Source organism: Syntrophaceae bacterium (genome assembly GCA_013177795.1).
Lineage (GTDB): Bacteria > Desulfobacterota > Syntrophia > Syntrophales > UBA2192 > UBA2192.
This window is the reverse complement of the sequence record JABLXY010000004.1, coordinates 143,043-167,338: the sequence shown is the minus strand read 5'-3', so window position 1 is coordinate 167,338 and position 24,296 is coordinate 143,043. Positions and strand designations below refer to the sequence as shown.

Sequence of the window (24,296 nt, the reverse complement as noted above, 5' to 3'; positions counted from 1 at the left end):
GTCAGTTCCCTCCGTTGAAAGCGTTCAGCAGGCCCGCTCGCTCCACCCTCCTGCGGATGGACTCCCGATCGGTCGAGTATAGATTCGTCGCCTTCATTCTCTCGAAGTACACCGACCCCGAGAAGGTGAACTTGCACCCCAGGCCTTCCTCGGTGGCCATCTGCTCCCGCACGAAGCCGATGACGTCGCCCGCGGCAAGAGAGCGTGGCAGGATCAGCGGCTTCTCGCCGCGCAGGTGCCTGACGGCATTGTAGCCCGCCAGCGTCCCCGTGACGATCGCCTCCGTGTGGCCCACGAGCAGGCCCGCCTTCTCGCCTGCGCAGAAGAGATTCCCCACCCCCTGCACCCTGAGGCCGTCGTCGCGCGGCGACATGCCCACGAAGCGGATGGAGTTGCCCAGACCCCCGGCATAGGGGTCCTCGTAGCGGGCGTTTTCGAAACCCCCGATTTTCCGTAGCGCCTTGAGCGGGAAGAAGGGGACCATGAGCTTGGCATGGCCCGTGTCCAGAAGGACGAGGTTTGCCTGGAATTCGGGGATGGCGTACTGCTGGCATGCCTTGATCGAGCTCTGGACTTCCCTCTGCAGGGACTGCGGAAGGGGGACGACGACGACCCCCCTGCGGTTTAGCTCTGAGACGAGGTCCCGCGACAGGGATTCCTTCAGGAGCTTGCAGGAGCCGCTCATGGCGCCCACCCGGCCCCCCTTCATGCCGACGAGCTCCCGCACGCCGCAGAGGGCCGTGACGCTCACCCGTCCCCCGAAGGCCGGGCAGCGCAGCACGCAGAGCACGCAGCCGTTCCCGTGCTTCGCGCACTGGCCGGGGGGGCCCGCCGTGCCCGTCGCGTCAACGTAGGCCCCCGCCGTGAAACTGACCGTCTCTTCGCCCTCCTTGCCGTGGACGGCCGTGATGAAGCCGTCCTGCATCTCCACGTCGTTGATGCGGGTCGCGAGCCGGATCTCGATGCCCCTGGACTCGAGGAAGGCCCGCACGAGGGGCTCCATGGTGGCCACGTTGTACAGGGAAGCGTGGGGGTGTCCGGGAAACTCGATGTCGCGGTGCAGGGAGTTGGCTTCGGTGAGCTCGAAGAGCTCGCCCCCGCCCATGGCGAGCATCTCCTCGGCGGCGGTGAGGCGGCCGTTGTTGCGCATGATCCCGCCGACGAGCCCCGTGCCCAGGAGCATGTCCGTGCGCTCGACGAGGGTGACCTCGGCCCCCTGCTTTCTGGCGGACAGGGCGGCGGCGCATCCGGCCCAGCCGGCCCCGATGACGACGATACGCATGGAATTCTCTCCCGGGCGCAATTGATGCATCCTACCCGTTCCTTCGTGACTTGTAAATGGAAAGTGCCGGACGGCGGCCCCGCGAAAAAGGGCTAAGGTCAGGACGCGGATCGCCCGATTGAACTACCGAGGGCGACTGATGAAGGCATCCAGGGCAGATCTGCACCAGTTCGAGTACGGCGTGGGGCTCGCTTCGCTCGTGGTCCTCGTGGCCGGGCTGAACATCCTCGATGTCATTTTCACGCAGCTGATCCTCGCCGCGGGGGGTGCCGAGTGCAACCCCGTCGTCCGGGCGGCCATCGACGTCTACGGCGACCGGTTCTGGGTCTGGAAGGTCGCCGCCGTCTCTTCCCTGCTCGTCCTGATATGCCTCTACAGCCGCTTCCGGCTCTTCCGGGCCATCCTTGCCGGCACGGCCCTGCTCTTCGCGGGCGTCATCTCCTGGCAGATTCACCTGCTTGCCAACGGTCCCCTCGGGCGCTGACCGGCCGGGCTCACCGCAACCCGGCCGCGACAGCCGCGGATGTCCCCCGTCGGCCCTGAGGGCTGCAGAGAACCCCGGCGTCTTCATGACCCGATAGAGGCTATCGGAAAAAAAGGAATACCTGAAGGGGAAACAGGACTTTTTTCTTGGGTCCCGGACATTACGCCGCCCGGTGACGGTAGCTCAGGCACATGCCGTCGCCCGTCGTCGCGCTGACGATCACCGTGTCGAACTCGGGGTGCCTGCGGATCATCTCCGTGTACTCCTTCAGGTCCCCGGCGGCGGAGACGGCGTTGTGCACGGCAATGATCGCTCCGGGAGCGAGCTTCGCCGGGTGGAGCTTTTGGAAGTAGTCCACCTGACCGTCCTTGTCGGCATCGAAGAACACGAAATCGAAGGGGCCTGCCAGCCTCGGGATCTCCGTGTGGGCGTCCCCCCGGATCAGCAAGATCCGTCCGGCGAGACCTGCCTCCCTGACATTTCTCTGCGCGATGGCATGACGCCCCCTGTCGATCTCGATCGTCGTCAGCCTTCCGCCCGTCTCCTGGAGGCCGAGGGCCATCCAGATGGCCGAGTACCCCTGCGATGTCCCCACCTCGAGGATGCGGGTCGCGCGGGTCGCCTTCACCATCAGGCTCAGGAACTCGCCGTCCTTGCGGGGTACGCTCCAGTAGTGGCCAATCTTGGATTCCATGGCGTCCAGGACCTTGTGGATCCGTGCCGCGTCAGCCCGGGGCATCGGGCTTGCAGTCTCTGTGGCCTGCCCCGTCGCGGAAGACGCGAATGCCCCCGCGGCAATAAGGCCCGCCGCTGCCGCCGTGCAGAACTCCCTTCGACTCAGAAAATTGTTTGAATACATAGGTTTACCTTCCCGCCTGTCTTTTCTTCTTCTTCTCTTGGGCCCTCCACGCCGCAAGCCCTGCGGCGACCGTTGCCAGCCCGACAACGCCTTCCAGCGGCCTCTGTACGACGGTGAAGGCCGTCATCGCCGCAACCCCGGCGAGGAAGAGCCACGGGACGACCGGCCAGCCGGGCACAACCACGGTTTCCCCCTCCCGCTTTCTCAGGACAATGAGGGCTGCCACGGCGGCGCCCGTGCACAGGCTCAGGGTGAAGCCGATCCAGGTCAGGAGCGCTTCGAAGGTCGCGCTCCACAGAAAGAAAAGGGCAAGGCCCGCCTGGGCGGCGATCGCGGCCCTCGGGGGGCCCTCCGCGACGGCAAGCTGCCGCGGAAGGTAGCCGTCGGCGGCCATCTGCGCGCAGACCCGAGGCCCGGCCATGACGAGAGACGAGACGCTGCTGACGAGCACGAGCGCGATGAGCCCCGCCACGGCTTCCTCCAGGACGGCTCCGCCCACGGCCCGCGCGGCGATGCGACCCACGTCGAGCTTGCCGGCCAGCTCGGCGGCCGGTGCTGCCAGGACGAACGCGGCGTTGAGGGCCAGGTAAAGGACGGTGACCAGCGCCGTACCGAGGAGCAGCGCCCGCGGGACCGTGCGCTCCGGGTCCCGGATCTCGCCCGCCACGTAGACGGCGGCGTTCCAGCCGGAGTAGCTGAAGGAGATCCAGATCAGCGAAACCCCGAAGGCTGCGAGGGGGAAGGGTTGCCTGGGCTCGGCGGGCGGCGCTTCGCCCACTGAAAAGACAAAGGCGACAAAGGCGGCGATCAGGGCGACCTTGAGCAGGACCGCCCAGTTTTGCACCAGGGCGCCCCGGCGGACCTCGTAGGCGTGCACGGCAACGAAGACGGCAATCAGGATCGAACCCGCCGCCGCCGGGGAGAGACCCCCGAGCCAGGGCTTCGCGTAGGTCCCGAAGGCGAAGGCCGCCGCCGCGAGCGGGGCCGAAAAACCGACGAGCAGCGAGAGCCAACCCGCCACGTACCCCGCCGCAGGGTGCAGGGCGCGGGAGAGAAACCGGTACTCCCCGCCCGACTCGGGGATGCGCCGCGCGAGTGCCCCGTAACAAAGAGCCCCGAGAACGGCCTGCACCCCCCCCGCGGCCCACGCGAGCAGGACGTAGAGCGGCGATCCGAGGTCCGCGAGCAAAAAACCGCTTGTGGTGAACACGCCTGCGCCGATCATGTTGGCCACCACGAGCGCCGTGGCGCTTGTGAGGCCCAGACTCCTCTGCGATGACACGTTGCGCTCCTGCCGGTCTCGTTCCAACGACCGATTCCCGCGAAGTATAGGGGACCCGCTGCCCGGCGACAAGCGATATCTGTGCGGCGCCCCGGAAGTCGCTCCTTGAATCGGCCGGCGAGGTGGTTTACCATGGGGCCGCATGAAACCCGATCAAGGAGGGGACGATGAACATGCAGGCCGTGGTGCGCAGGGGGGTTGCTCTGGTGGTCTCCGCTTTCCTGGCCGGCATGCCGGGCCCGCAGGCCGCGGCGAAGGAGCCGTCGCCCCCCAAGAGCAGGGGCGAGACGAAGACGGCCCCGGCCGGTGCACTGCCGGCGACCGTGTCGATCGTGAAGAAATGGGACGGCGATTTCCCGGTCAGTGCGCTGAAGAAGCTGCCCCGGGGCCAGCAGAAGACCCCGGCGGGGTACATCGGGGACAAGGCGGCCTTCGCCGAGATATGGAAGTCCTTCAAGCCGGGCGAGAGCGTTCCCGCCGTCGACTTCAAGAAGAACCTGGTCGTCTTCACCCGCAACGTGAAATTCTACAACCGCAAGGCGATCACGAAGGTCACCTTGCTGGACGGGGTCCTGGAGGTCCAGGGCATTGAGACGGTGACCTCGGTGCCGGTGACGGACAGGGTGGCGATGGCCATGGCGGAAGTCCCCCGCCAGGGGGTGAAGAGCATCAGGGCGGGCGACAAGTTCATCCCGGTCAAGTGACCCTGCGCGCGGGAAATAAAATCTTGACCTGCCGAAGGGGCTGTAGTAGCGTGATGCTGCGTCGAAGGCGGCCTTCAGGAAGGGGCCGGGGCGCGATTGTTTGCAGAGCAGCATTTTGACGTGTAGGGGTTGGCCGCCATACTCTCAAAGTGTGGCGGCTTTTTGTTACCCGCCCGCGGCTTTCATCCGGGCCGTAGCGCACGGGCCGCTTGGCGGAAGACCCCGGCAAAGGAGATTGACATGAACAAGAAACTGTACGTCGGAAACCTCTCGAGCGAGGCGACAGAGGAGGACCTGCGTTTCAATTTCTCCCAGGCCGGCAACGTCCTTTCGGTGAGCCTGATCAAGGACCGGATGACGGGCCTGAACAAGGGCTTTGGCTTCGTGGAAATGGACTCCGAGGAAGGCGCCCGAAAGGCCATCGAATCCTTCAACGGCGGGGAACTCCACGGCAAGGTCATCGTCGTCAGCGAGGCGAAGTCCCCGAAGGACGGTCCTTCGGGCGGCGGCTTCGGCCGGGACAGCCGGCCCCGCCAGGGCGGTTACGGCAGGCCGGGCGGCGGCGGAAGGCGTTACTAGCGATCCCGACGCGACAACCGGCCCGCCCTGTTCGAAGGGTCCGACGGGCATGTCGGGTCGCCCTTTCGCGTCGGTGCCGTGCGCCTGCATGAAGCCGGTAGGGGCGATGGATGCGGCCGTGCGAGTCCTCACCGTCCCTTGAACAGGGCTTCCCTGCGCTCGATGAAGGACCGGATCCCCTCGGCGGCGTCCTCGCTTTTCATGATGGGCGCAAGATCCGGAAGCAGGCGCGCGATGGCCGCCCGGTCTCCCTCAGCGCAGGCCCGCCTGGCCGATTTGAGCGAGGCCTGCACGCCCAGGGGCGCCTGCCGGGCCACGGTCTCCGCGATCGCCAGGGCCCGGCCGACCTGCCGACCGGGTTCGACCGTCTCCTGCACGAGGCCCAGGCGCAGGGCCTCTGCCGCGCCGATCTCGTCGCCCGTGAGCAGGTAGCGCATGGCGTTTCCCCAGCCGATCTCGCGGTGCAGGCGCACCGTGGCCCCGCCCACGGGGTAGATGCCCCGCTTGACCTCGATCTGGCCGAAGCGCGTATCCGTCGCCGCCACGCGGATGTCCATGGCAAGCAAGAGCTCCAGGCCGATCGTGTAACAGATCCCCTGGACGGCCATGACCATGGGCTTGCCGACCTGCCTTGCCTCATCGAGGCCGAAGGGGTCGCAGGCGCCGGCGGGCAGGTCCGGGAATTTCGCCCCGCCGAAGTACGGCGCCCATTTCGGCAGGTCGAGGCCCGCCGTGAAATGCGTCCCATGGGCGAAGAGCAGCCCGCAGCGAAGCTCCCTGTCGCGGTCGAGCTCTCCCAGGGCCGCCGCAAGCTCCAGGTACATCTCCACGTCGAAGGCGTTCATCTTGTCGGGCCGGTTGAGCCCCATGAGGAGCACGCGGCCCCGCCGCTCCACGGTGATCTTCTGTTCGTTCATCGCCCATCCCTCCGATTCCTGCTTGGGTCGCCCCGGCCATCCCGATGAGCGCGGTGACCCAAACGTTCCGGGCCGCCGGGAGCCGTAGCGGGACGGCGGAATACCCCGACGGAAAAAGCCCGGCCTGATGCGGCCGGGCTTCACCGTTTCCAGGATGGCGGCTTTTTTACTTGCCGACCACGAGTTTCTGCCCGGGCCTGACCGGGTCATTTTCGCCCAGGTTGTTGAGCTTTCGCAGTTCCTCGGGCTTCATCCCGTATTTCTTGCTGATGCCGTAGACGGTCTCCCCCTTCTGGACCGTGTGCGTTTTCTTGCCCGGGGCGGCGGCCTTTTCCTTCTTGTCCTTGGCAGCCGGTTTCGGCTTCTCCGCCGCCGCGGCGACGGGCCTCTTCTCCAGGGCCTCGACGCGCTGCGCGAGCGTGTCGATCCTGCCCGCTATCGCCGCCTCGGCGCCCTCGGCGGGAAGCCTGGCCTGCAGCGCCGCCTGCTGCCGTTCCAGTGCGGCGATCTTCTGCTCCATCGCGGAGAGCTTCGTCTGCATGAGCCGGACCTCGTCCTTGGAGACCCCTCCGCCCCCGAGCATCAGGTAGGCGCCCCCGAGAACGGCTAGCACCGCGATCCCGACCGCGGCGATCATGCCGACTTTCTTCTTGTCCGGCCCCGACTGTTTGCGTTCCGGCGAATAGACCTCTTCCTCCGCGTCCATCAATCGGATATCGGGATCCTCGGGCATGGCACATCCTCCTCCTGGGTGTAATTAGGCCCCCCTCCAGACCCAAGAGCCCTATACCATAAAAATGCAACAGATGAAACGGGAATCGGGTTGTGCGGGGAAAAGGAAGGGGGCCCGACCGGAATCGGGCCCCCCAGGAGGGAGGATAAGGGCAATGCGCGTTGATCGAATCCGCCGTCCGCCGATCAGAAATTCACGGCGTCGATCCCCTTGAGCCCGAGGATCCGGCGCGCCTCGTCCGGCGTCGCCGGCTCGATGCCGAGTTCCCGGGCGATGCGGATGATCTTGGCGACCTGCTCGCCGCTGCTCTTCGCGAGCACGCCCTTTTCCAGGTAGAGGCTGTCTTCGAGACCCACGCGGGCGTGGCCCCCCATCAGCAGCGAACCCGTGCACATCGGGATCTGCGTGCGTCCGGCGGCGCAGACGGAAAACTGGAACTCGCCGATCTGCTTGCGCGCCGTCTCGACGAGGTAGACCAGGTGCTCCAGCGTTGCCGGGATGCCGCCGAGGATGCCCATGACGAACTGCAGGTAGACGGGCCTCTTCGCGATGCCCCTCTGCAGCAGGAAGGCCAGGTTATTGATCATCCCCACGTCGTAGATCTCGAACTCGGGCTTGGCCCCGTTGGCATAGATGATCTCGAGGTACTGGCGCATCGTCTTGAACGTGTTGGGGAAGATGAAGTCCTCCGTCAGGTCGAGGTACGCCTCCTCCCAATCGTACTTGAACTCCTTGACCTGGTCCTTGATGTGGAACAGGGCGAAGTTGAGCGAGCCCGCGTTGAGCGAGGTCAGCTCCGGCTTGAGGTTCGAGGCCACGCGGACGCGGTTCTCAACCGGCTCACCGAGCTTGCCGCCCGTGGTGAAGCACATGACGACGTCGCACTGTTTCTTGACGGCTTCGGCGATCTCCCGGTAGATGTCCTGGTCCGCGTTGGGCAGGCCTGTCCGGGGGTCCCGCACGTGTATGTGCACGACGGCGGCCCCCGCCTCGTAGGAGCGGAGGGCCTCGTCGATGATCTGCTTCGGGGTCACCGGCAGGTAGGGCGACATGCTGGGGGTGTGGATGGCGCCGGTGAGAGCGGCGGTGAAGATACGCTTGTTGCTCATGGTGTCTTTCAACGTGCCTTTCTATTCGTAGTATTTTCGGTTCTGCTCGAATTCCCGGATGAAATCCTCGACGAGCTCCGCAAGCGGGTACGCAGGCTGCCAGCCCCACTCCCGGCGGGCGCACTCTTCGCTGATCCTCAGGGAGCCCAGCTCGCGGAGAAGTTCCACGACGACGGGGTCCGGCCTGAAGGAGAGCTGCGCCCCCGGGATGCGCCGCCTGACGGCGTCCACCAGCTCCTGCGCCGAGTAGGGCGGCGTGATGCCGGCGATGTTGTAGATTCTCGTCTCGATCCGCCCCGGGTCAGCCTCGGAGAGCCTCTTCAGGGACATGGCGGCGTCCTTGAAATAAAGGGCGGGGCAGCGTGTTTCGGGAGCGCAGTTGATCTCGTAGGGGAGCCCCTTGAGGGGATACTCGATGGCCCAGGCGTTGTAGATGGACATGTGCGCCGTCTTCGCCCCCGGCCCCACGATGGAGGGCAGGCGAACGCCCCGGAAGTCCAGGCCGAAGCGCCGGTGGTACCACCTCCCCGCCAGCTCCCCGAAGGTCTTCGTGATGCCGTAGAAACTCGACGGCCGCTGGATGGTGCGGTCGTCGATCGTGTCGCCCGGGATGTCCCGGCTGTAGGTGGCGATGGTGCTGCCGTAGACGACCTGCTTCATCCTCTTGATGCGCGCAGCCTCCAGGATGTTGTAGGTGCCGACGACGTTGGCGTCGAAGGCCGCCGGGTGATTGTTCTCCGAGGGCAGCGAAAGCATTCCCCCCAGGTGAAAGATCCGGTCGACGCCGTGCCGCTCGATGCAGTCCATCAGGACGGGCAGGTGGGCGAGGCTTCCCTGCTCGTAGATGAAGCGCCCGAGCTGCCCGGCCAGCGGGCCCTCGACGGGAGCGATGTCGAATACGACGGGCTTCTCCCCGTCCTCGATGAGGAGTTGCGCGAGGCAGGACCCGATGAACCCCGCCCCGCCGGTGATCAGTGTGGCCATGGTTTACCTTGTGGATCTGCTGTCGGCCCGGGACGGGGCGCTCCTGCGACCCCGTCCCGGCGGCGCCGAACATCGTTACTTCATCTTGCAGCCCGTCTGCTCGCAGGGCACCGAGACGTCCTTTGCGGGGATCATCGTGGCGGGGCCCTCGAAGGCGTGCTCCTTGAAGAACTTGTTGTTCTTCACGATCTCGACGACCCAGTAGGGCGTCTGGGCCTGGTGGTCGCAGGCCCGCATCGTCCAGGTCCCGGCGATGCCGTCATAGGAGAGTCCTTCCCAGGCCTTGATGACGGCGGCCACGTCGGTCGTGCCCGCCTTTTTCACCGCCTCGGCCCAGAACATGGTCGCCATGTAGGCCTTGCCGCGCAGCCATGTCGGGTAGTAGCCCTTGTCCTTGTAGAATCTCTGCACGAACTCCTGGTTCTTCTTGTTGGGGATGGACAGCACGTAGACCTCGGCGCCCATGTCGCCGACGATGAGCTTGTCGTCGCCGAGCGTCTTGATCATGACCTCGTCGTTGATGTAGTAGGAGAAGACCTTCTGCTTCATGCCCATGGGGCGCCCCTGCTTGAGCAGCAGCGTCAGGTCGTTGCCCCAGTTGGGCGTGAAGATGACCTCGGGCTTGGCCGCGATCAGCTGGCTGGCGTAGGGGGCGTAGTCCTTCGTCCCCGCCGGGTGGTACAGCTCGGCGACGATTTTCGTCTTGGGCGCGATCTCGGCGAGCTTCTTCTTGAAGGCGGCCACGGCCTCCTTCCCGAAGGAGTAGTCCTGGGCGATGATGCCCACGCTCTTGTAGCCCTTCTGCGCGATGAGCTGCGCCAGCGCGAAGGAGCGGCCGTCGGTGCTCCCGCCGGGCCGGAAGAAGTTCTTGTTGCACTTCTCGCCGGTCATGCTGGAGGCGTCCATGCCGTAGGTGAACATGATGACGTTCTGCTTCTCCGCGAGCTGGGCCATGGCCGCCCCGACGGAGCTGCCCGTGCCGCCGGCGAAGAACTTCACGCCGTCCTTGAGGATCAGGTTCTGCGCCTTGCGCGTGGCCACGTCGGGCTTGAGCTCCGAGTCGATGGGGATGACCTCCACCTTCTTGCCGAGTAGCCCGCCGCTCTCGTTGATGACCTTGGCCGCGTACTGCACGCCCTCGAGGTAGCGCTCGCCGATGTCCTTGAACGTCCCGGAGAGCGGCTCCGTGACCCCGATCTTGATGGTGTCCTGCGCCGCCGCGGACCCCGCGAGCGCGAGCAGGACGGACAACACCGCCAGTCCGAACAGTTTCTTCATAAATCCATACCTCCCGTTTCTTTGACCCAAAGGCCTTGCTGTTATTCCTTCAAACCCCCAAAGGGGCGGGAAACAGTTTCTCAACGCCCGTTCAGCGCGACCCTGCCGCGGCCGGCGGTCGCTCCCCGGAACGGAAGCGAAGGACCGATCCCGCCTCCTTGCGGGATGCAGACCGTTGTCGGAATCGGCCTCTCGCTTACACCTCCAGATAGTTCTTCCGGATCTCCTCCGCCGCCAGCAGGGCCTCCGTGTCGCCCTCGAAGACCATGTGCCCCTTCCCCATGATGTAGAAGCGGTCGGCCACCTTGATGGAGGCCTTGAAGTTCTGCTCCACCATGAGCACCGTCACCCCCGATCTGCGGACGGCGGCGAGCATCTCCAGCACGTCGCGGACGATGAGGGGCGCCAGCCCTTCCGTGGGCTCGTCGACGAGGATGAGCCTGGGGTTTCCCATGAGGGTCCTCGCCACGGTGAGCATCTGCTGCTCGCCGCCCGAGAGGTGGCCGCCCTTGTTGTTGCGGCGTTCCCTCAGCTTGGGGAACTTTTCGTAGACCTGTTCGATGGTCCAGGCGCCGTTGCCGCCGCCCTTCGCCTCTTTCACCCCCATCAGGAGATTCTCATGGACCGTGAGGCTCCGGAAGATCCTCCGGTCCTCGGGAACGTACCCCACGCCCAGGCGGGCGATCTCGAAAGGCTGTTTCCCGACCAGCTCCTGCCCGCGGAACAGCACGCTCCCCTCGCTGGGCTTCACGAGGCCCATGATGCTCTTGAGCGTGGTGGACTTCCCCACGCCGTTTCGCCCGAGCAGGCATACGAGTTCGCCTTCGTTCAGCGACATGGAGACACCCTGCAGGATGTGGCTCTTTCCGTAGTAGCTGTGGATGTTTCTGACTTCCAGCATGTCATCCGTCCCCCAGGTAGGCGTCCTTCACCCGCTGATCGTTTCGGATCTCGTCGGGCTTGCCCGAGACGAGAATCGTGCCGTAGTGAAGGACCGAAATCGTGTCGGCCAGCGAGAACACCACGTCCATGTCGTGCTCGATGATGATCAGCGTCCGTCCCGCCGTGACGCGGTCGATCATCCGGATCGCCTGGCCCGTCTCCTCGCGGGTCATCCCCGCCGTGGGTTCGTCCAGCAGGATGAGCTCCGGCTCCGTGGAGAGGGTGATGCCGATCTCGAGGGCGCGCTGCTGGCCGTAGGACAGGGCGCTCACCGGCATGTGCATGACGTCCTTCAGCCCGACCTCCTCGACGATGGCCAGCGTGCGCTCGTTGATGTCCCGGTTGTGGTCGGGCCTGCGGAAGAAGTGATACCGCATGCCGTACCGGGAACGCACGCCGGAGCGGATGTTGTCGAAGACGGAGAGCTCCTGGAAGACGTTGGTGATCTGGAACGACCGCGAGAGGCCGATGCGGTTCAGCACGTGGGCCGGCTTGCCCGAAATGTCCTCGCCCTTGAACAGGATCGCCCCCGAAGACGCCTTGAATTTCCCGCTGATGATGTTGAAGAGCGTCGTCTTGCCCGCCCCGTTGGGGCCGATGACGGCGTGCCGCTCCTTTTCCCTCACGGTGATATCGACGCCGGTGAGGACCTTGAGCCCCGAGAAGTCTTTGTGAATGTCCTTGACGTGAAGGTATTCGCTCATGATGACGCTTCCTTGGCTGCCATGGGTTTTCCCGTCCCGCGCCTGCCGGCGATCAGGTCCCTGGCGGACTGGATGATCTGCGACAGCCCGCCCGGGATGAAGAGGACCATGAAGACGAAGATCAGTCCCATGAACAGGGGCCAGCGGTCCGTGATGTCGCTCAGGTAGTTCTGGAGGACGATGTAGACCAGCGCCCCCAGCATCGGTCCCCAGAAGGTCCCCGTACCGCCCACGAAGGTCATGAGCAGCACCGTCGTCGTCATGTCGACGCTGATGGCCGACTGGGAGCAGAACTGGAAGTGCAGCGTGTAGAATGCCCCCGCGAGCCCCGCCACGGCGCCCGTGAAGGTGAAGAGGATCAGGCGGCTGATGTTCGTGTTGTAGCCCAGAAACTTCATCCGCTCCTCGTTTTCGCGCATCATCAGCACCGTCTGCCCCATGGCCGTCTGCGTGAAGTACCAGCAGAACGCGATGGCCGAGCCGACGATGACGAGGGTGAACCCGTAGAAACTCTCGATCCCTGCCAGGCTCACCGTGGTGAACCCGAGCGCGAGATCGGGCCGCGTGACGCTCAGCCCGTCGTCGCCGCCCGTGATGGTGTGCCACTTCGTCGCCACGGCGTAGAAGAGCGAGTTGAAGGCCAGCGTCAGGAGGGCGAAGTAGGACCCCTTGTGCCGCAACAGCAGTCCCCCCGTGACGAAGCCGACGGCCGTCGTCATGGCCAGGGCCAGGCCGATGGCGCTCCAGATGGAGAGGCCCGGGATGTGAATCAGCGAGACGGCGACGGTGAAGGCGCCCATGCCGAAGAACATGGCGTGCCCGAAGGACAGCAGCCCCGCATAGCCGAGCAGGAGATTGTAGCTGACGGCGTAGAGGGCGAACAGGATGATCTCCGTCAGCATGTTGAGGTGGTAAGGCTTGAGCACGAACGGCATCGCGGCCCCCAGGACGAAGAGGGCGGCGATGAGGACAACGGGTGCGTTTCTCTGGTTCATCATTGTTTCTCACCAAAGAGTCCGGACGGTTTGACGATCAGGACGGCGGCCATGAGGAGGTAGACCAGGGCCACGGAGAGCTTCGGGAAGAGCAGGACCCCGAAGGACTGCAGCTCGCCGATGAGGAACGAGGCGACCACGGCGCCCCCGAGGCTGCCGAAGCCGCCCACGACGATCACCACGAAGGCGTCGATGAGGATGTCATGGGCCATCCCCGGGTACGTCGTCAGCAGCGGCCCCGCGATGACGCCCGCAAAGCCCGACAGGGCGGCGCCGAAGGCGAAGACGCCCATGAAGATGAGCGGCACGTTGAACCCGAGGGCGTTGACCATCTCGCTGTCGTTGACGGCGGCCCGGAGGATGATCCCGAGGCGCGTCTTGTACAGCACGAGGGCCATCACGGCCCCCACGAGGACGGCGCAGATGAAGATGAAAATCCGGTAGACGGGGTAGGTGATGCCGATGATCTCGACGGTGTCGCCCAGAAGGCCGCCGATGTTCACGGCAAGCGGGAAGTTGCCCCAGACCCACTTCACCACCTCCGTGATGATGTAGGCCAGCCCGAAGGTCAGGAGCAGCTCGTGCAGGTGGCCGAAGACGTGGACGCGCCGCAGCAGGAAGCGCTCGATGAGGGCGCCGATCGCAAACAGCAGGATCGGGCAGACCATCAGGGAGAGCCAGAACCGGTCCGTCGCCTGCAGCATCGTGTAGGAGAAGTAGGCGCCCAGCATGTACATGGCCGCGTGGGCGAAGTTCAGGACGTTCATCATCCCGAAGACCAGGGTCAGGCCCGCCGAGACGAGGAACAGCAGGCCCGCGTAGGCCAGTCCATGAAGGAAGAACACGGGGATGTCGCTCATGTGTTGAACCTCTTGGCAATGCCCTCCGCCCCTTGCCGGGGCCGGGGCGCCGATCGTTTTTCTGTTCAGCCCTGCTTCACGCCCCCGATGATCTCGCGGAGAATGCGCAGCAGGACCGTGTCGCGCTGCCGGATGATCTGCTCGATCTTCTCGGGCGTCCACTCGTAGAACCCCCGCCCGGCCTTGACGCCCGTGGCCCCCTCGGCGATGAGCTTCTCCAGGACAGGCGCCGGTGTTGTCGCCGATTCGAGATGGGGGAACAGGTACCGGTGGATGTCGCGGGTCAGGACGAGCCCGGCCAAATCCGCCGTCTCCATGGGGCCGATGAAGGGCATCCGCGCGCCGAAGCCGTACTTGACGACCTTGTCGATGTCCTCGGCGCTGGCGACCCCCTTGTCGCACAGCGACACCGCCTCCCGCCACATCGCGTGCTGGAGACGGTTGCCCAGAAAGCCCGGCACGTCCTTGAGGACGCGGACGGGCACCTTGCCGACCGCCTCCATGAGGGCGACGATCGTCTCGAAGGCGGCCTCCCCCGTCTCCTCGCCGCGGATCACCTCCACGCAGGGCAGAACGTGCGGGGGGTTCCAGAAGTGGGTCCCGAGGAAGCGGTCCCTCCTGTCCAGGGCGACGGCGATCTCGGTGATGCTGATGGCCGAGGTGTTGCTCGAGAAGATGGTGTCGGGGGCCGAGCAGCGCTCGACCTCGGCGAAGACCGTTCTTTTCAGCTCCAAATCCTCCAGGATGGCCTCGAGGATGTACTGGCAGCCGCCGCACAGGGCCTCGAGCGATTGACAGAGGGTGACCCGGCCGAGGCAGGCCGCCACATCCTCCGGGCGGGCCAGTCCGAGATCGATGAACACCTTGAAGTTTGACTCGATTCGTTCCTTCGCGGCTTCGAGCGTTTGCCGGTCCGAGTCGTAGAGGTTCACGTCGTAGCCCGCCGATGCAAAGACCTGCGCGATGCCGTGCCCCATGAGGCCGGCCCCGATGATGCCGATGCGCCGGATGTCCTTCACTTCCACGGCTACGCGTTCCTTTCCCTGCCGTTGGTGGGGTTCCAGATGACCATGAAACACTTCACCTCTTCAGGGCCGATGGCCTCCCCCCAGTGGGGAATGCCCGAATCGAAATAGATGCAGTCGCCCTCCTCGACGACATACTCCTCGTCGCCGTGCAGGAATCGCATCGTTCCCTGGATCACGAAGAGGATCTCCTCCCCCTCGTGCTGGTACAGGGTTCGCTTCTTCGGCTTGACGGGGAGGGTCAGGATAAAGGGTTCCATGGTCTTGTTCGGGAACCGGTAGGCCATGGCCTCGTAGGAATATCCGAAGGCCGTCCCGTTCCTCGCAATGAGGGGCCTCTCGTCCTTTCGAACAAGACAAAAGGATGTGCGGGGGGCCTCCTCGCCGAGGAGGGCCGATATGGTGACGCCGAGGGCACGGGCTATGATGCCGAGGGTGGAGACGGGGGGGGACTTCTTCGACTTTTCGACTTTCGAGAGGTAGCCCTTCGTAAAGCCCGTTTTCTGGGCGAGCCCCTCGAGGGTGATCCGCTTCTGCGTCCGGAAGGCCTTGATCCGCTTGCCGATTTCGGCCTCGACGATCGCCTGCTCCCGTTTCATTATAGATTACTTTCCTGGCTCACAAAGGCGCTTATTTTCGTAACTGCTTTATTTTATGAATGAAATGGATAAACAGAATGTATCCTGACAGGAAACTTCATAGTCCCAACAGGGCGGTTCTGTCAAGAATTATTTGACGGGCGATTCATTTTTTCGGATTGCGCTGGGATCTCGAAAAGCTAGAAATGAACCCGGTCAAGCCCTTTGAGGCCTAGGATCCGGCGCGCCTCGTCCGGCGTCGCCGGCTCGCTGCCGAGTTCCCGGATGATCCGGGCCATCTTCGACACCTGCTCGGCATTGCTCTTCGCGAGCCGTCCCTTTTCGAGGTAGAGGTTGTCCTCCAGCCCCACGCGGCAGTGTCCGCCCAGCAGGACCGACTGGGTGCAGATGGGGAACTGCGCCCTTCCCGCGACGCAGACGGAGAACTCGAATTCGCCGATCAGCTTCCGGGCATAGTCGTGCAGGAACATGAGGTTCTCGGGGCTCGGCGTGATGCCGCCGAGGACCCCCATGACGAATTGCAGATAGACGGGCCGCCCGATGTGGCCCCGCTGGATCATGACGGCCAGGTTGTTGACCATCCCGGCGTCGTAGATCTCGAACTCGGGCTTGGTCTCGTTCTGCCTGAAGATCCGGCAGAACTCCCGGATGGACTTGAAGGTGTTCGGGAAGATGAGGTCTTCCGTCATGGCGAGGTACTGCGGCTCCCAGTCATGCTTGAACTCCTTGTACTTGTCCAGCGCGGGGAAGAGCGCGAAATTCATCGAGCCGCCGTTCAGGGAGGCCATTTCGGGCCTATACAGCGCCACGGGGGCCACGCGCTGCTCAACCGTCATGCCGAGGCCTCCGCCGGTTGTGATGCAGATCACGGCGTTGCACGCCGCCTTGATCCTGCGGACGATCTGTCCCATGAGTTCCGGGTCAGGGGACGGCTGTCCCGTCTCGGGGTTTCTCCCGTGGACGTGAACGACGGCCGCCCCGGCCTCGCAGGCCGCCACGGCATCGTCGGCGATCTGCTCGGGCGTGATGGGCAGGTAGGGCGACATGGTGGGTGTGTGGATGCTTCCGGTGACGGCGGCGGTGATGATCGTCTTCTCCCTCATTCTCTCCCTCCTTGCGCGGCATCAGGCCTTGGAATCTTCTTCCGGAAGCGGCGGCAGTCCCAGGCGCCGCCTCGCTTCGAGGCATCGCGACCCCTCGCCCCCCGCCCTCCAGTGCGGTTCGAAGCTGCGGCACACGGATGGCCGGCGGTCGTATATGGAGCAAAAGACGCTGCGGCCCGGCTCCCCGCGGAGCGCCGCGCAGCGGCCGTCGGGATCCCGGCGCATGGCCCTGCGCAGGGCCCCCACACGCACGGTGAGGGCCGCGGGCACCCCTCCCCGGGTCGCGTCGTCCGCTTCGGCCCAGTAGAAGGAGGCACGGAAGACCGTGCAGCAGGCGCCGCAACGGAGGCAGGGGTTCTGCGGCGGCCGTCCGTCGGCGGTTCCCGCCCGGTTTTCACGAGCGTCGGCCATGACCTGCCATCCTCTGTTTTCCTGCGGCTATCACCTGATAGACGCGTGCCGCGAAATACAGCACCGCGACAAGGTAGGCCGGCACGAACAGCCACCAGGCAAAGGGGTTCGGGATGCCGCTGTACGACGTGCCGTCGGGCACGCGCAGGATGTTTCTCCAGTCCCAGCAGAAGGAGATGATGAGCAGTGCCGCGCAGCCAAGGGTGATGCCCCAGTCACCCCAGCGCCAGCGGATGCCGTATCCCCTCTCCTCGAGGAAGATCAGCAGCGTGCCTGCCGCCGTCATCGTCGCGGCGATAAGCACCGGCGCGATCACGGGTCCGACCCAGGGCAAGGGAATGTAGAACAGAAGGTCCCAGGTCATGAGGCTCTCGGGCCACCCGAGGATGACCTTCAGCCACAGGTAGTAGAAGATGTCCCAGACGCCGAAGGCGATCATGAAAAAGCAGAAACGCTGCAGTCCGTTTCGCCCTGCCAGGATCCCCGCCGCGGCGAGCATGACCAGGGTTGCCGCCTCGCGCCCCATCTCGACGGGGATCAGGGGGTCCACGATGCGGCGGCCGCCCTCCCAGACCGTGGCGAGGGGAAAGTCGAAGGAGCCCCCGAAGTAGATCTTGCGCAGGTAGACGACGACGGCGCTCTCGACATAGGCAAAGGCGATCGCGAACACCACGACCCAGGCCCACCTGTGCCGTGTATCGCGGGTGGAGCGAACGTCTCCTGCGTTCATCATCCGTCCTCTTCGGCCTTTGACGGGTCGTGAACGAGCGATGGAAGGATGTCACGCTGAAAGGATTATAAGGCAGGGCCACCCTGCGGTCCAGCCGGAAAATCGGCTGCGGCGCCCGCTCCGGGGTGGTCTCAGTGGACCGTGAACGGGTGCGCGGCCTTCCCGACGAGGACCCACTGGCCGTTGACCAGCTTCCAGGCATGCACCAGGACGGTATAGCGGCCGGGCGTCGTGACCGTCAGGTTTTGCGTGCCCGATGGGTTGCTGAAGGTCACGGGGCCCTGCGGGTCTCCCACGGCGCCCCAGGTGTACCCGTATGTCTGGCCCGGCACCTCGGGGGTGATCCTCGCTTCAAAGGTGCCCCGCGCCGCCCCGTCGCGGATCGTCATGGCCGACGGCCCCGCGATGGAGACGGTCGGCTGCACGCGTGCCCTGCCGGCGATCGCGCGGGAGGCCTCGGCCGCCTTGACCCACTGCCCGCCCGCCCATCTCCAGGCGACGACACGCACCGTGTTGGTCCCCTCGCCGGGGATCGCCGTCTTCACGCGATCCCCGTTTCCCCCGAAGACCTTACCGTTGAGGCTCCATACAAAGCCGTATTGCGCCCCCGCGACCGGCGCGGTCAACCGGGCGTACAGTGCGATCTCGTCGCCCACGAGGGCCTCCGGGGCCGAGACGGCGATTTCCAGCGCCGAGCGGGCTGCCTCGGGGTCGCGGGCCATCGACTCCTCCATCGCACGGCAGCGGGCTTCCTGCTCTTCGATCTGTCCATCTGCGGGCCGGTCCGCCCGGGCGACGTAGTTTCGCCGGGACTGCAGGTTCATCTGCAGAACGGACAGCGTGTTTTCCGCCTCCTGCCGTTCCTGCGCGAGGCGCGGCAGCTCGCCCCTCAGGCGGGCAAGCTCGGGGGGCAGCTCCTCGTGGAGCCTCCGTGCCGTCCGGTCACGGCGGCTGCACGCGCCGGACAGCGAGGGGAGCCATGCCTGCCTGCACTCCTCCTCGGCCCTCGGCAGGTCGGCCGAGAGGGCCTTCTGCTCCGATTCCAGCGCGGTGAGCCTCTGCACGGCGTCCCGGTGCCTCGGGATCAGGTCGCTCAGCCTCGCCTGCAGCTCGGCGGCCTGGGTCTCCATGCCGGCCAGGTCGGCCCGCATGCGGTCATAGTACCGGGCCTCGTCGATCATCTGGGCCAGCCTGTGCCGGCAGGCCACGGCCTCGACCCTGCCCGTGCGGGCCAGTCCGTCGTTTTTCTGGGTTTCCGCGGGTCCCGGACAGGGAAAGACCGCCAGGCAAAACAGGGCGAGCAGGACGAACGAAACCATGGATCGCGACCGGGCACGGATCATCGGCAGCCTCTCGGGCGGGGTTTATGCGCTCTGCCGCGGTTCATGCAGGAGCGGTGCCATCTGCACACTGCGAAAGGCAGCGCATTCTGCAGGGAAAGCAGGAAGATGACCCGGCCCTCTCGACGGCTACTGGATGCGCCGGTCGCGCCATAGCAGGACGTTGGCCCGGTTCGTCATGGCCGGCGGGTTGATCCCGATGCGGCGCGAGTGCACGCCGCCCACGGCACTGCTTGCCGTGACGAACAGGTCGGGCGATTTCGTGCTCGGGTTGTAGGAGATCATCGGCGCCGACGGCACTCCCGCCCCCAGGCTCATGCTCTTGGCCGACCCGGGCAGGATCCCCGTGCCGCCGACGAAGTCGATCCCGTAGAGAAGGCCCGTCCCGCCGGAGCCGCAGGCGCTCGCGGCCCCCGCGGTCGGCGTGAAGGTGGTGAAGTAGACCACCCCGCCGAAGACCGCCGAGTCGGAGAGCACCTTCTCCCCCGTGCCCGTCAGGTTGACATACCAGCCCTTCCGGGTGTCGCTGTCCGTGTAGCCCGACGAGGTGATGTTGATCAGGTCCGCGAGCGCCCGGGGCGCGGCGGCATCGGTGTCCTTGACGGCATAGAACTTGTCGGCGACAGTGGTGCCCGTCACGTCGACGCGGTCCCCCGTGCCCCAGAAGACCCAGAGGTTCCCCCTCGCGTCCCGGGCCGCCGAGGGGATGGCGTAGACGGCGCCCGCCGTGCCTGCGAAGAGCCGCCCACCCGTCCAGTGGGATGTGTTGCAGGAGGCGCCGCTCGCGTAGGAGCAGAACGTGAATCGCCACATCGTGCCGCCGAGGTCGCCGATGTAGACCCGGTCGATGAAGCCGTCGTTGTCCGTGTCGACCATGGCGGGCGAGCCCGGCAAAGCATAGTTCATGTTTGAGTCGTTTGCCCGGGTGTAGCTCCAGAGGATGCTCCCGTCGGCCAGGTCGACGACGAAGAAGCCCTTCCCCCGCTTGTCGCAGTCCGTGCCCGTGCAGGAGGACAGGTTCTGCCCCCCGCCCATGAAACCGACCCACTTCTCGAAGCCGTTGATCTTCACGCGGCCGATGTAGACCTTGCTCCAGGGCTCGCCCAGGTAAGGGGCCTGGGCCGCCGTGGGGTTGAGGCGCCACTTGTAGACGGGGGCTGCCGTGGTGTTCGTGATGTCCAGGGCGTGGTAGCCGCAGTAGTACGGGTAACTCGTCGAGTAGTTGCTGTCGAAACCGGAGGTGCAGTCGCTCGAGGAGCTCCAGAGGTAGCTCATGGCGCCGCGCCCCTCGGCGAGGATCAGCAGCGTCCTCCACTCCGACAGCAGTTTCACCCCTCCCGGGACGGCCGGGGGCACCGACGGCAGCCACACCTCGGCCACCGAGATGGGGCCGTCGACGAAGTACTGGTGCGACAGCCCCGTCGGGTGGACCTTGTGCGCGATGTTCTTGAGCTTGTGCAGGAAGTTAGGCGGGATGAAGCTCCAGAGCTCCGCCCCGTCGCTCGTCCGGAAGGCGTGGAGCTGGCCGTCGTTGGCCCCCGCCACGACGATCCGCTTGCCGTTGGCCGAGGTCCGCACGTTGGCCGTTCGGAAATCGTCGTAGGCCGTCGGGTTGCGGGCATCGAAGTTGTCCCGGAAGTACGGCGTCGGGGTCCCCACGGTCACCGGCGAGGAGCGGAAGATGTCGCCCAGCTTCCAGTTCTCGATGTTGTACGTGCTTTCGCCCCGCACATAGCCGACGATGTCGTCGCGCTCGCCCGTCGTCGTCACGCCCAGGTCCGCCGGGGCGATGTTCGCCGTGGTGAAGGCCGTGAGCGTGCTCGAGCCCTTGTAGGTGTAGATGTTCCGGCTCGCCGCCGTCGCGTTCTTGAGGACGGCCCCAGCGTCCCAGAGGGCCGCGCCCACGGACCCGTCGGCATTCAGGGAATACTTGGTCAGGTGCCCCGTCCACATGGGGTCCGTGCCCGCGGGCTGGAAGGAGGCCTCGTAGAGGTAGTTCTCGTCGGAGGCGCGCGCCGAGGCGACGGAGGCCGTCGCGAAGGACTGGCTCGACTCGCGGATCAGGTTCAGGGCCTGCTTGAGGGCCGTCTGGAGCTCGCCCCCGTTGTTGGCCATGAAGGCGTATCCCCCCAGCGGGATGTTGCCCGGATCGTTGTTGACGGCGAAGCAGAAGCCGTTCCCGTCGCACTGCCCCGTGAGCTGGGTCTCGTTGACGGTGCAGGGATCGGGCGAGAATGCCGCGAGATTGAGGGCCGACGTGCTGCCCGTGTTCGGCGCCAGCGGGTTGTCCGTGCCGGCGTGGTAGGCCATCCACTCGAGGGTGTACTTCTCGTGGGCCGGCATGTTGGAGCCGAAGCCCACGACGAAGACCTTGTACCCGGCATCCTTCAGGGCCTTGGCCCGCAGCACCGAGAGTCGCCGCTGCTTGTACTGCGTCACGCCCGTCCCGTCTCCGTAATCGCAGGAATTCGTGTCGCCCCCGTCGGATATGAGGATGACGAACTTCTGGCGGCAGTCCCGGTCGGGGTCTGCGGCCTTGTGGGCGTCGAGGTAGATCTTGGCGTCCCGCAGGGCGTTGTTCATCGGGGTGTTGGTGTAGGTTTTCTCGCAGTAGAAGCTCTTGGGCAGGCCCAGCGAGGCCATGGTGTCACAGACCGAGTCCTCCTTGGTCTTCGTGCAGGCCGTGCCGTTGTTGTTGGAATTGCAGTACAGGTCGGCGTAGGGGGTCCCGATGCCCCTGCGGATGCCCGTCACCTCGGTCCAAAAGTCCAGGTCCACGTAATACGCGACGTAGCCGAACCGGACGTTGAGGCTCGTTTCGTCGCTCGAGTCGATCTTGCCGTCGCGGTTGTCGTCCAGGAGGTTGAAGACGGCACGCTTGGCGATGATGTAGCGCCGGCAGTCGGTCCAGCCCATCCCGTCGACGATCGAGCAGTCCTCGTTTCCATAGATTTGGAAGACGCCCGCAGGGTTGCGCTTCATGCTGCCCGAGAGGTCGAGAAGGATGAGCACGTCCGGCGGGGTGGAGTTGAACAGGGCCGTCTCGTCCCCCCCGTGGCTCGCGGCGGGGGCAAACAGGCACGTGATCGCAAGCAGGGCTGCCGCAAAACGGTTCCGCAGGGTCATAAAACGCTCCTATCGGGACATGGTGGAGATCTCGACGGGGCCGTAGCCGATCTCCACGTCGATGGTCACGCTCGTGTTGTATGCCGTGTTCCTGCCCGTCACGGCGGCGCTGTAGCGGGACTGCCCCCACATCTGGGCCCCCCCGATGGCGTAGCCGTTGAGCTGCAGGGTCGACGAGCCCGTCTGGGGCACCGTCGGCTGGGCGATCGAGTACTGCGTCGTCGCGTCCTGCCCGCCGCTGAGGGACTGGAAGTTCACGGGAAACACCGTGCCGCCGAAGGCCGTGGCGGGGTCGAAGATCCTCGTGAGCTCGTGCACGCCCGTCTCGGCCGCATGGAGGGCCTTCTTGTCACCCACGGTCCGCATGCTGACCCGGATGTCCCCGCTGGAGAGGTTCACGGCCAGGATCCCCACGGCCAGCAGGATCAGGTTGGCCAGCAGTGCCGCGATGAGGGCGAAACCGTTTTCTCGCGCCAGGGCTCTCATTTCATCAAAACCCTCTCAGTACACGATGCCGTGGTTCCGGGGAACCACACCGGTCGAGTAGATCATCCTGCGCCGCTGGCCGCCAAGGGAGGGATCGGTGTCCTCGCTGTCCACGACGAGAGTGATCTCGATCCGCCGGATCTGGCCGATCGCGCCGGGCAGGCTGGCCGTGATGTCCGTGCCCGCGCTGTTGAAGTACCGCAGCAGCGGGGTCCCCGTGTCGCCGTTGACCACCCGGACCGTCTTCACCTCCCCGGCCGCCCCCCCGAGAAAGGACTGGGCGCCCGGCGTTGCGGGGGCGCCCGAACAGGTCCAGGTCTGCCTCGTGATGCGCTGGTTCGCCGTGTCGAGGGCGTACACGATGATCTCGTTTGCCACATCCCCGCAGGAGCCGTTCCCGTTGAGGTCCATCTGGATCTGGATCGTGTTGGCCGCCGCGTTCTGGATTCCGCGCCGCCCCGCGTCGCCCGCGTTGCAGCTTGAGATGTCCGTCCAGGGGTTGGTCACGGTGGAGTAATTGGGGTTGTAGGAGGCCATGCGCAGCTCCATGGCCATCACCTCCAGGGCCGCCCTCGCGTCCTGACCCGTCGTGACCTTCCGGTCGATGCCCGTGGCGGAGCGCTGCCCCGACCACACGGCCGTGTAGACGGCTGCGAGGATCGCCATGCCCACTGCGACGGCGATGATGCACTCGACGAGCGTGAACCCGCGATTGACGGTGATCGTCTTCGTCATTGCCGGAAGGTCTCCTGCCGGGTCACCGTCATCGATTCGGCGATGCCCCGGTTGTTGCCGGGCCAGGTGACCCTCACGTCCACCCGCCAGGCCGTCGGCCCGAGCGACGAGATCGTCGTTGCCACCGTGTAGGCCACATCGCCCGTCTGCGGCGTCGTGCCGCTGGTGAGGTTGCTGGGGTAGATCGTGCGGGTCGTCGTTCCCGTCGACACGGGGAGCAGAGGGTTCATGATCCGGATCTCGTTTCTCTCCAGCTCGCTCTGGAGGATGCCTGCCGCCCGTCCCATGAAGTCCGATCGCCCCGCCGTCTGCCACGAGATGGGCTGCATGGACAGCAGCGCCATGATGCCGACGGCCGTCAGGAAAAGCGTGATCAGGACCTCGATGATCGTGATCCCTTTTTCACTGCATGGTGTACTGGACATGAGTCCTGCCTGCCAGGTTCGAGGTGATTTGCGCCGTCGAGTTGCGGCTGTTTCTCAGCGTGATGGTCCTGTTGTCCTCGCTCAGGAGTCCGCGCGCGAGGAAATTCACCTGGTTTGCGGTGAACGTGGATGCCGTGATCCGAATGCCGCCCCCGTGTTCCGCCAGGGTCCGGTTCTGCGTCGCAGCCGGGGCCGTCACGCGTTCCACGGTGTACGTGTTCGCCGGATCGAGGCTCAGGGTGATCCGGTACTGCGCGTTTTCCGCCTTGGCGCGTTGCTGCGTCTCGGCGATGTCCGACATGATCTGTCGGGCGGCGGCCTTGAGCTTCGTGTTTTCGATGTACCCCCGGAAGGAGGGCAGTGCGATGGCCGTCACGATGGCGAAAAAGATCAGCGCGAGCACCAGCTCGACGAGAGTGAAGCCGTTCCTGCTGGAGATCACACTCCGGCCGTTTTCCATGTCCCTTCTTCCACCTCGGGTGCCCCGGCAGCATCGGGAACTCGAGCGCCTGAAACCCGGCCGTGCGGGGGAGCGGGCGTACGTTTCCGATCCCGGGCCGTGATGTCTCTACGTCTGTTATTCGGAAGGGAAGGGCCCGTACTT

At 65.5% G+C, this 24,296-nt stretch carries 26 protein-coding genes; 3 read left to right on the top strand and 23 right to left on the bottom strand.

What is annotated here, in order from left to right:
* Position 1: 1 nt before the first annotated feature.
* Positions 2-1,282 carry an FAD-dependent oxidoreductase gene (locus tag HPY67_14870; GenBank protein ID NPV06000.1) on the bottom strand — a complete coding sequence of 427 codons (1,281 nt, stop codon included), beginning with the start codon at positions 1,280-1,282 and terminating at the stop codon, positions 2-4.
* A gap of 139 nt (positions 1,283-1,421) precedes the next feature.
* On the opposite strand from HPY67_14870, the gene HPY67_14865 reads away from it, so the two are divergent.
* The gene (locus HPY67_14865) at positions 1,422-1,766 is read left to right on the top strand and encodes a hypothetical protein (protein ID NPV05999.1); all 345 of its coding nucleotides are present in this window, start codon (positions 1,422-1,424) and stop codon (positions 1,764-1,766) included.
* Between the two features lie 160 nt (positions 1,767-1,926).
* On the opposite strand, the gene HPY67_14860 is transcribed toward HPY67_14865, so the two are convergent.
* Both HPY67_14860 and HPY67_14855 read right to left on the bottom strand, forming a co-directional pair.
* Positions 1,927-2,505, bottom strand: coding sequence for an O-methyltransferase (locus HPY67_14860; GenBank protein ID NPV05998.1), 579 nt, complete (start codon positions 2,503-2,505; stop codon positions 1,927-1,929).
* A 124-nt stretch (positions 2,506-2,629) separates the two neighbouring features.
* The gene (locus HPY67_14855) at positions 2,630-3,907 is read right to left on the bottom strand and encodes an amino acid permease (protein ID NPV05997.1); all 1,278 of its coding nucleotides are present in this window, start codon (positions 3,905-3,907) and stop codon (positions 2,630-2,632) included.
* 167 nt (positions 3,908-4,074) lie between these two features.
* Between HPY67_14855 and HPY67_14850 the strand changes: the two genes are divergently transcribed.
* The gene (locus HPY67_14850; protein NPV05996.1) at positions 4,075-4,611 is read left to right on the top strand and encodes a hypothetical protein; all 537 of its coding nucleotides are present in this window, start codon (positions 4,075-4,077) and stop codon (positions 4,609-4,611) included.
* A gap of 240 nt (positions 4,612-4,851) precedes the next feature.
* Positions 4,852-5,190: an RNA-binding protein gene (locus HPY67_14845; protein ID NPV05995.1), complete on the top strand. Its 339-nt coding sequence runs from the start codon at positions 4,852-4,854 to the stop codon at positions 5,188-5,190.
* A 128-nt stretch (positions 5,191-5,318) separates the two neighbouring features.
* Here the strand turns inward: HPY67_14845 and HPY67_14840 are convergent, their stop codons facing one another.
* From HPY67_14840 to HPY67_14745, 20 genes are all read right to left on the bottom strand, one after another.
* Positions 5,319-6,107 (bottom strand): crotonase/enoyl-CoA hydratase family protein, encoded by a 789-nt coding sequence (locus HPY67_14840; GenBank protein ID NPV05994.1) that lies wholly within the window; start codon positions 6,105-6,107, stop codon positions 5,319-5,321.
* A 166-nt stretch (positions 6,108-6,273) separates the two neighbouring features.
* Positions 6,274-6,840, bottom strand: a complete 567-nt coding sequence (locus HPY67_14835; protein NPV05993.1) for a LysM peptidoglycan-binding domain-containing protein — start codon at positions 6,838-6,840, stop codon at positions 6,274-6,276.
* A gap of 185 nt (positions 6,841-7,025) precedes the next feature.
* A complete protein-coding gene (locus HPY67_14830) occupies positions 7,026-7,949 on the bottom strand; it encodes a 3-keto-5-aminohexanoate cleavage protein (GenBank protein ID NPV05992.1) in 924 nt (307 codons plus the stop codon).
* A gap of 21 nt (positions 7,950-7,970) precedes the next feature.
* Positions 7,971-8,933, bottom strand: coding sequence for an NAD-dependent epimerase/dehydratase family protein (locus tag HPY67_14825; protein NPV05991.1), 963 nt, complete (start codon positions 8,931-8,933; stop codon positions 7,971-7,973).
* A gap of 75 nt (positions 8,934-9,008) precedes the next feature.
* A complete protein-coding gene (locus HPY67_14820) occupies positions 9,009-10,211 on the bottom strand; it encodes an ABC transporter substrate-binding protein (GenBank protein ID NPV05990.1) in 1,203 nt (400 codons plus the stop codon).
* Positions 10,212-10,407: 196 nt separating this feature from the next.
* Positions 10,408-11,112 (bottom strand): ABC transporter ATP-binding protein, encoded by a 705-nt coding sequence (locus tag HPY67_14815; protein ID NPV05989.1) that lies wholly within the window; start codon positions 11,110-11,112, stop codon positions 10,408-10,410.
* A 1-nt stretch (position 11,113) separates the two neighbouring features.
* Entirely contained in the window at positions 11,114-11,857 is a 744-nt protein-coding gene (locus tag HPY67_14810) for an ABC transporter ATP-binding protein (protein NPV05988.1), read from the bottom strand.
* Positions 11,854-12,852: a branched-chain amino acid ABC transporter permease gene (locus HPY67_14805; protein ID NPV05987.1), complete on the bottom strand. Its 999-nt coding sequence runs from the start codon at positions 12,850-12,852 to the stop codon at positions 11,854-11,856. The genes HPY67_14810 and HPY67_14805 overlap by 4 nt, the downstream gene beginning before the upstream one ends.
* Positions 12,852-13,712 (bottom strand): branched-chain amino acid ABC transporter permease, encoded by an 861-nt coding sequence (locus tag HPY67_14800; GenBank protein ID NPV05986.1) that lies wholly within the window; start codon positions 13,710-13,712, stop codon positions 12,852-12,854. Before HPY67_14800 ends, HPY67_14805 begins: the two co-directional genes overlap by 1 nt.
* Before the next feature lie 65 nt (positions 13,713-13,777).
* The gene (locus HPY67_14795; protein ID NPV05985.1) at positions 13,778-14,737 is read right to left on the bottom strand and encodes a 3-hydroxyacyl-CoA dehydrogenase family protein; all 960 of its coding nucleotides are present in this window, start codon (positions 14,735-14,737) and stop codon (positions 13,778-13,780) included.
* Positions 14,738-14,739: 2 nt separating this feature from the next.
* Positions 14,740-15,336, bottom strand: a complete 597-nt coding sequence (locus tag HPY67_14790) for a helix-turn-helix transcriptional regulator (protein ID NPV05984.1) — start codon at positions 15,334-15,336, stop codon at positions 14,740-14,742.
* Positions 15,337-15,515: 179 nt separating this feature from the next.
* Complete coding sequence (locus HPY67_14785) at positions 15,516-16,439, bottom strand: 3-keto-5-aminohexanoate cleavage protein (protein ID NPV05983.1); 924 nt, start codon at positions 16,437-16,439, stop codon at positions 15,516-15,518.
* 21 nt (positions 16,440-16,460) lie between these two features.
* Positions 16,461-16,850, bottom strand: a complete 390-nt coding sequence (locus HPY67_14780) for a YkgJ family cysteine cluster protein (protein ID NPV05982.1) — start codon at positions 16,848-16,850, stop codon at positions 16,461-16,463.
* Positions 16,834-17,583 carry a hypothetical protein gene (locus HPY67_14775; GenBank protein NPV05981.1) on the bottom strand — a complete coding sequence of 250 codons (750 nt, stop codon included), beginning with the start codon at positions 17,581-17,583 and terminating at the stop codon, positions 16,834-16,836. The genes HPY67_14780 and HPY67_14775 overlap by 17 nt, the downstream gene beginning before the upstream one ends.
* 128 nt (positions 17,584-17,711) lie before the next feature.
* Positions 17,712-18,923, bottom strand: coding sequence for a hypothetical protein (locus HPY67_14770; protein NPV05980.1), 1,212 nt, complete (start codon positions 18,921-18,923; stop codon positions 17,712-17,714).
* Positions 18,924-19,049: 126 nt separating this feature from the next.
* Positions 19,050-22,046 (bottom strand): hypothetical protein, encoded by a 2,997-nt coding sequence (locus HPY67_14765; protein NPV05979.1) that lies wholly within the window; start codon positions 22,044-22,046, stop codon positions 19,050-19,052.
* A 9-nt stretch (positions 22,047-22,055) separates the two neighbouring features.
* Positions 22,056-22,532, bottom strand: coding sequence for a hypothetical protein (locus HPY67_14760; GenBank protein NPV05978.1), 477 nt, complete (start codon positions 22,530-22,532; stop codon positions 22,056-22,058).
* 15 nt (positions 22,533-22,547) lie between these two features.
* Positions 22,548-23,267 (bottom strand): prepilin-type N-terminal cleavage/methylation domain-containing protein, encoded by a 720-nt coding sequence (locus tag HPY67_14755; GenBank protein NPV05977.1) that lies wholly within the window; start codon positions 23,265-23,267, stop codon positions 22,548-22,550.
* Entirely contained in the window at positions 23,264-23,692 is a 429-nt protein-coding gene (locus HPY67_14750; protein NPV05976.1) for a hypothetical protein, read from the bottom strand. The genes HPY67_14755 and HPY67_14750 overlap by 4 nt, the downstream gene beginning before the upstream one ends.
* Positions 23,670-24,152, bottom strand: coding sequence for a prepilin-type N-terminal cleavage/methylation domain-containing protein (locus HPY67_14745; protein NPV05975.1), 483 nt, complete (start codon positions 24,150-24,152; stop codon positions 23,670-23,672). The genes HPY67_14750 and HPY67_14745 overlap by 23 nt, the downstream gene beginning before the upstream one ends.
* Between the last annotated feature and the right edge of the window lie 144 nt (positions 24,153-24,296).

Bases quoted from the DNA above. Each gene is read 5' to 3' on its own strand.
- HPY67_14870 (NPV06000.1), bottom strand. From the start codon at position 1,282: ATGCGTATCGTCGTCATCGGGGCCGGCTGGGCCGGATGCGCCGCCGCC.
- HPY67_14865 (NPV05999.1), top strand. From the start codon at position 1,422: ATGAAGGCATCCAGGGCAGATCTGCACCAGTTCGAGTACGGCGTGGGG.
- HPY67_14860 (NPV05998.1), bottom strand. From the start codon at position 2,505: ATGCCCCGGGCTGACGCGGCACGGATCCACAAGGTCCTGGACGCCATG.
- HPY67_14850 (NPV05996.1), top strand. From the start codon at position 4,075: ATGAACATGCAGGCCGTGGTGCGCAGGGGGGTTGCTCTGGTGGTCTCC.
- HPY67_14845 (NPV05995.1), top strand. From the start codon at position 4,852: ATGAACAAGAAACTGTACGTCGGAAACCTCTCGAGCGAGGCGACAGAG.
- HPY67_14840 (NPV05994.1), bottom strand. From the start codon at position 6,107: ATGAACGAACAGAAGATCACCGTGGAGCGGCGGGGCCGCGTGCTCCTC.
- HPY67_14835 (NPV05993.1), bottom strand. From the start codon at position 6,840: ATGCCCGAGGATCCCGATATCCGATTGATGGACGCGGAGGAAGAGGTC.
- HPY67_14830 (NPV05992.1), bottom strand. From the start codon at position 7,949: ATGAGCAACAAGCGTATCTTCACCGCCGCTCTCACCGGCGCCATCCAC.
- HPY67_14825 (NPV05991.1), bottom strand. From the start codon at position 8,933: ATGGCCACACTGATCACCGGCGGGGCGGGGTTCATCGGGTCCTGCCTC.
- HPY67_14820 (NPV05990.1), bottom strand. From the start codon at position 10,211: ATGAAGAAACTGTTCGGACTGGCGGTGTTGTCCGTCCTGCTCGCGCTC.
- HPY67_14815 (NPV05989.1), bottom strand. From the start codon at position 11,112: ATGCTGGAAGTCAGAAACATCCACAGCTACTACGGAAAGAGCCACATC.
- HPY67_14810 (NPV05988.1), bottom strand. From the start codon at position 11,857: ATGAGCGAATACCTTCACGTCAAGGACATTCACAAAGACTTCTCGGGG.
- HPY67_14805 (NPV05987.1), bottom strand. From the start codon at position 12,852: ATGAACCAGAGAAACGCACCCGTTGTCCTCATCGCCGCCCTCTTCGTC.
- HPY67_14800 (NPV05986.1), bottom strand. From the start codon at position 13,712: ATGAGCGACATCCCCGTGTTCTTCCTTCATGGACTGGCCTACGCGGGC.
- HPY67_14790 (NPV05984.1), bottom strand. From the start codon at position 15,336: ATGAAACGGGAGCAGGCGATCGTCGAGGCCGAAATCGGCAAGCGGATC.
- HPY67_14785 (NPV05983.1), bottom strand. From the start codon at position 16,439: ATGAGGGAGAAGACGATCATCACCGCCGCCGTCACCGGAAGCATCCAC.
- HPY67_14780 (NPV05982.1), bottom strand. From the start codon at position 16,850: ATGGCCGACGCTCGTGAAAACCGGGCGGGAACCGCCGACGGACGGCCG.
- HPY67_14775 (NPV05981.1), bottom strand. From the start codon at position 17,583: ATGATGAACGCAGGAGACGTTCGCTCCACCCGCGATACACGGCACAGG.
- HPY67_14770 (NPV05980.1), bottom strand. From the start codon at position 18,923: ATGATCCGTGCCCGGTCGCGATCCATGGTTTCGTTCGTCCTGCTCGCC.
- HPY67_14765 (NPV05979.1), bottom strand. From the start codon at position 22,046: ATGACCCTGCGGAACCGTTTTGCGGCAGCCCTGCTTGCGATCACGTGC.
- HPY67_14760 (NPV05978.1), bottom strand. From the start codon at position 22,532: ATGAGAGCCCTGGCGCGAGAAAACGGTTTCGCCCTCATCGCGGCACTG.
- HPY67_14755 (NPV05977.1), bottom strand. From the start codon at position 23,267: ATGACGAAGACGATCACCGTCAATCGCGGGTTCACGCTCGTCGAGTGC.
- HPY67_14750 (NPV05976.1), bottom strand. From the start codon at position 23,692: ATGTCCAGTACACCATGCAGTGAAAAAGGGATCACGATCATCGAGGTC.
- HPY67_14745 (NPV05975.1), bottom strand. From the start codon at position 24,152: ATGGAAAACGGCCGGAGTGTGATCTCCAGCAGGAACGGCTTCACTCTC.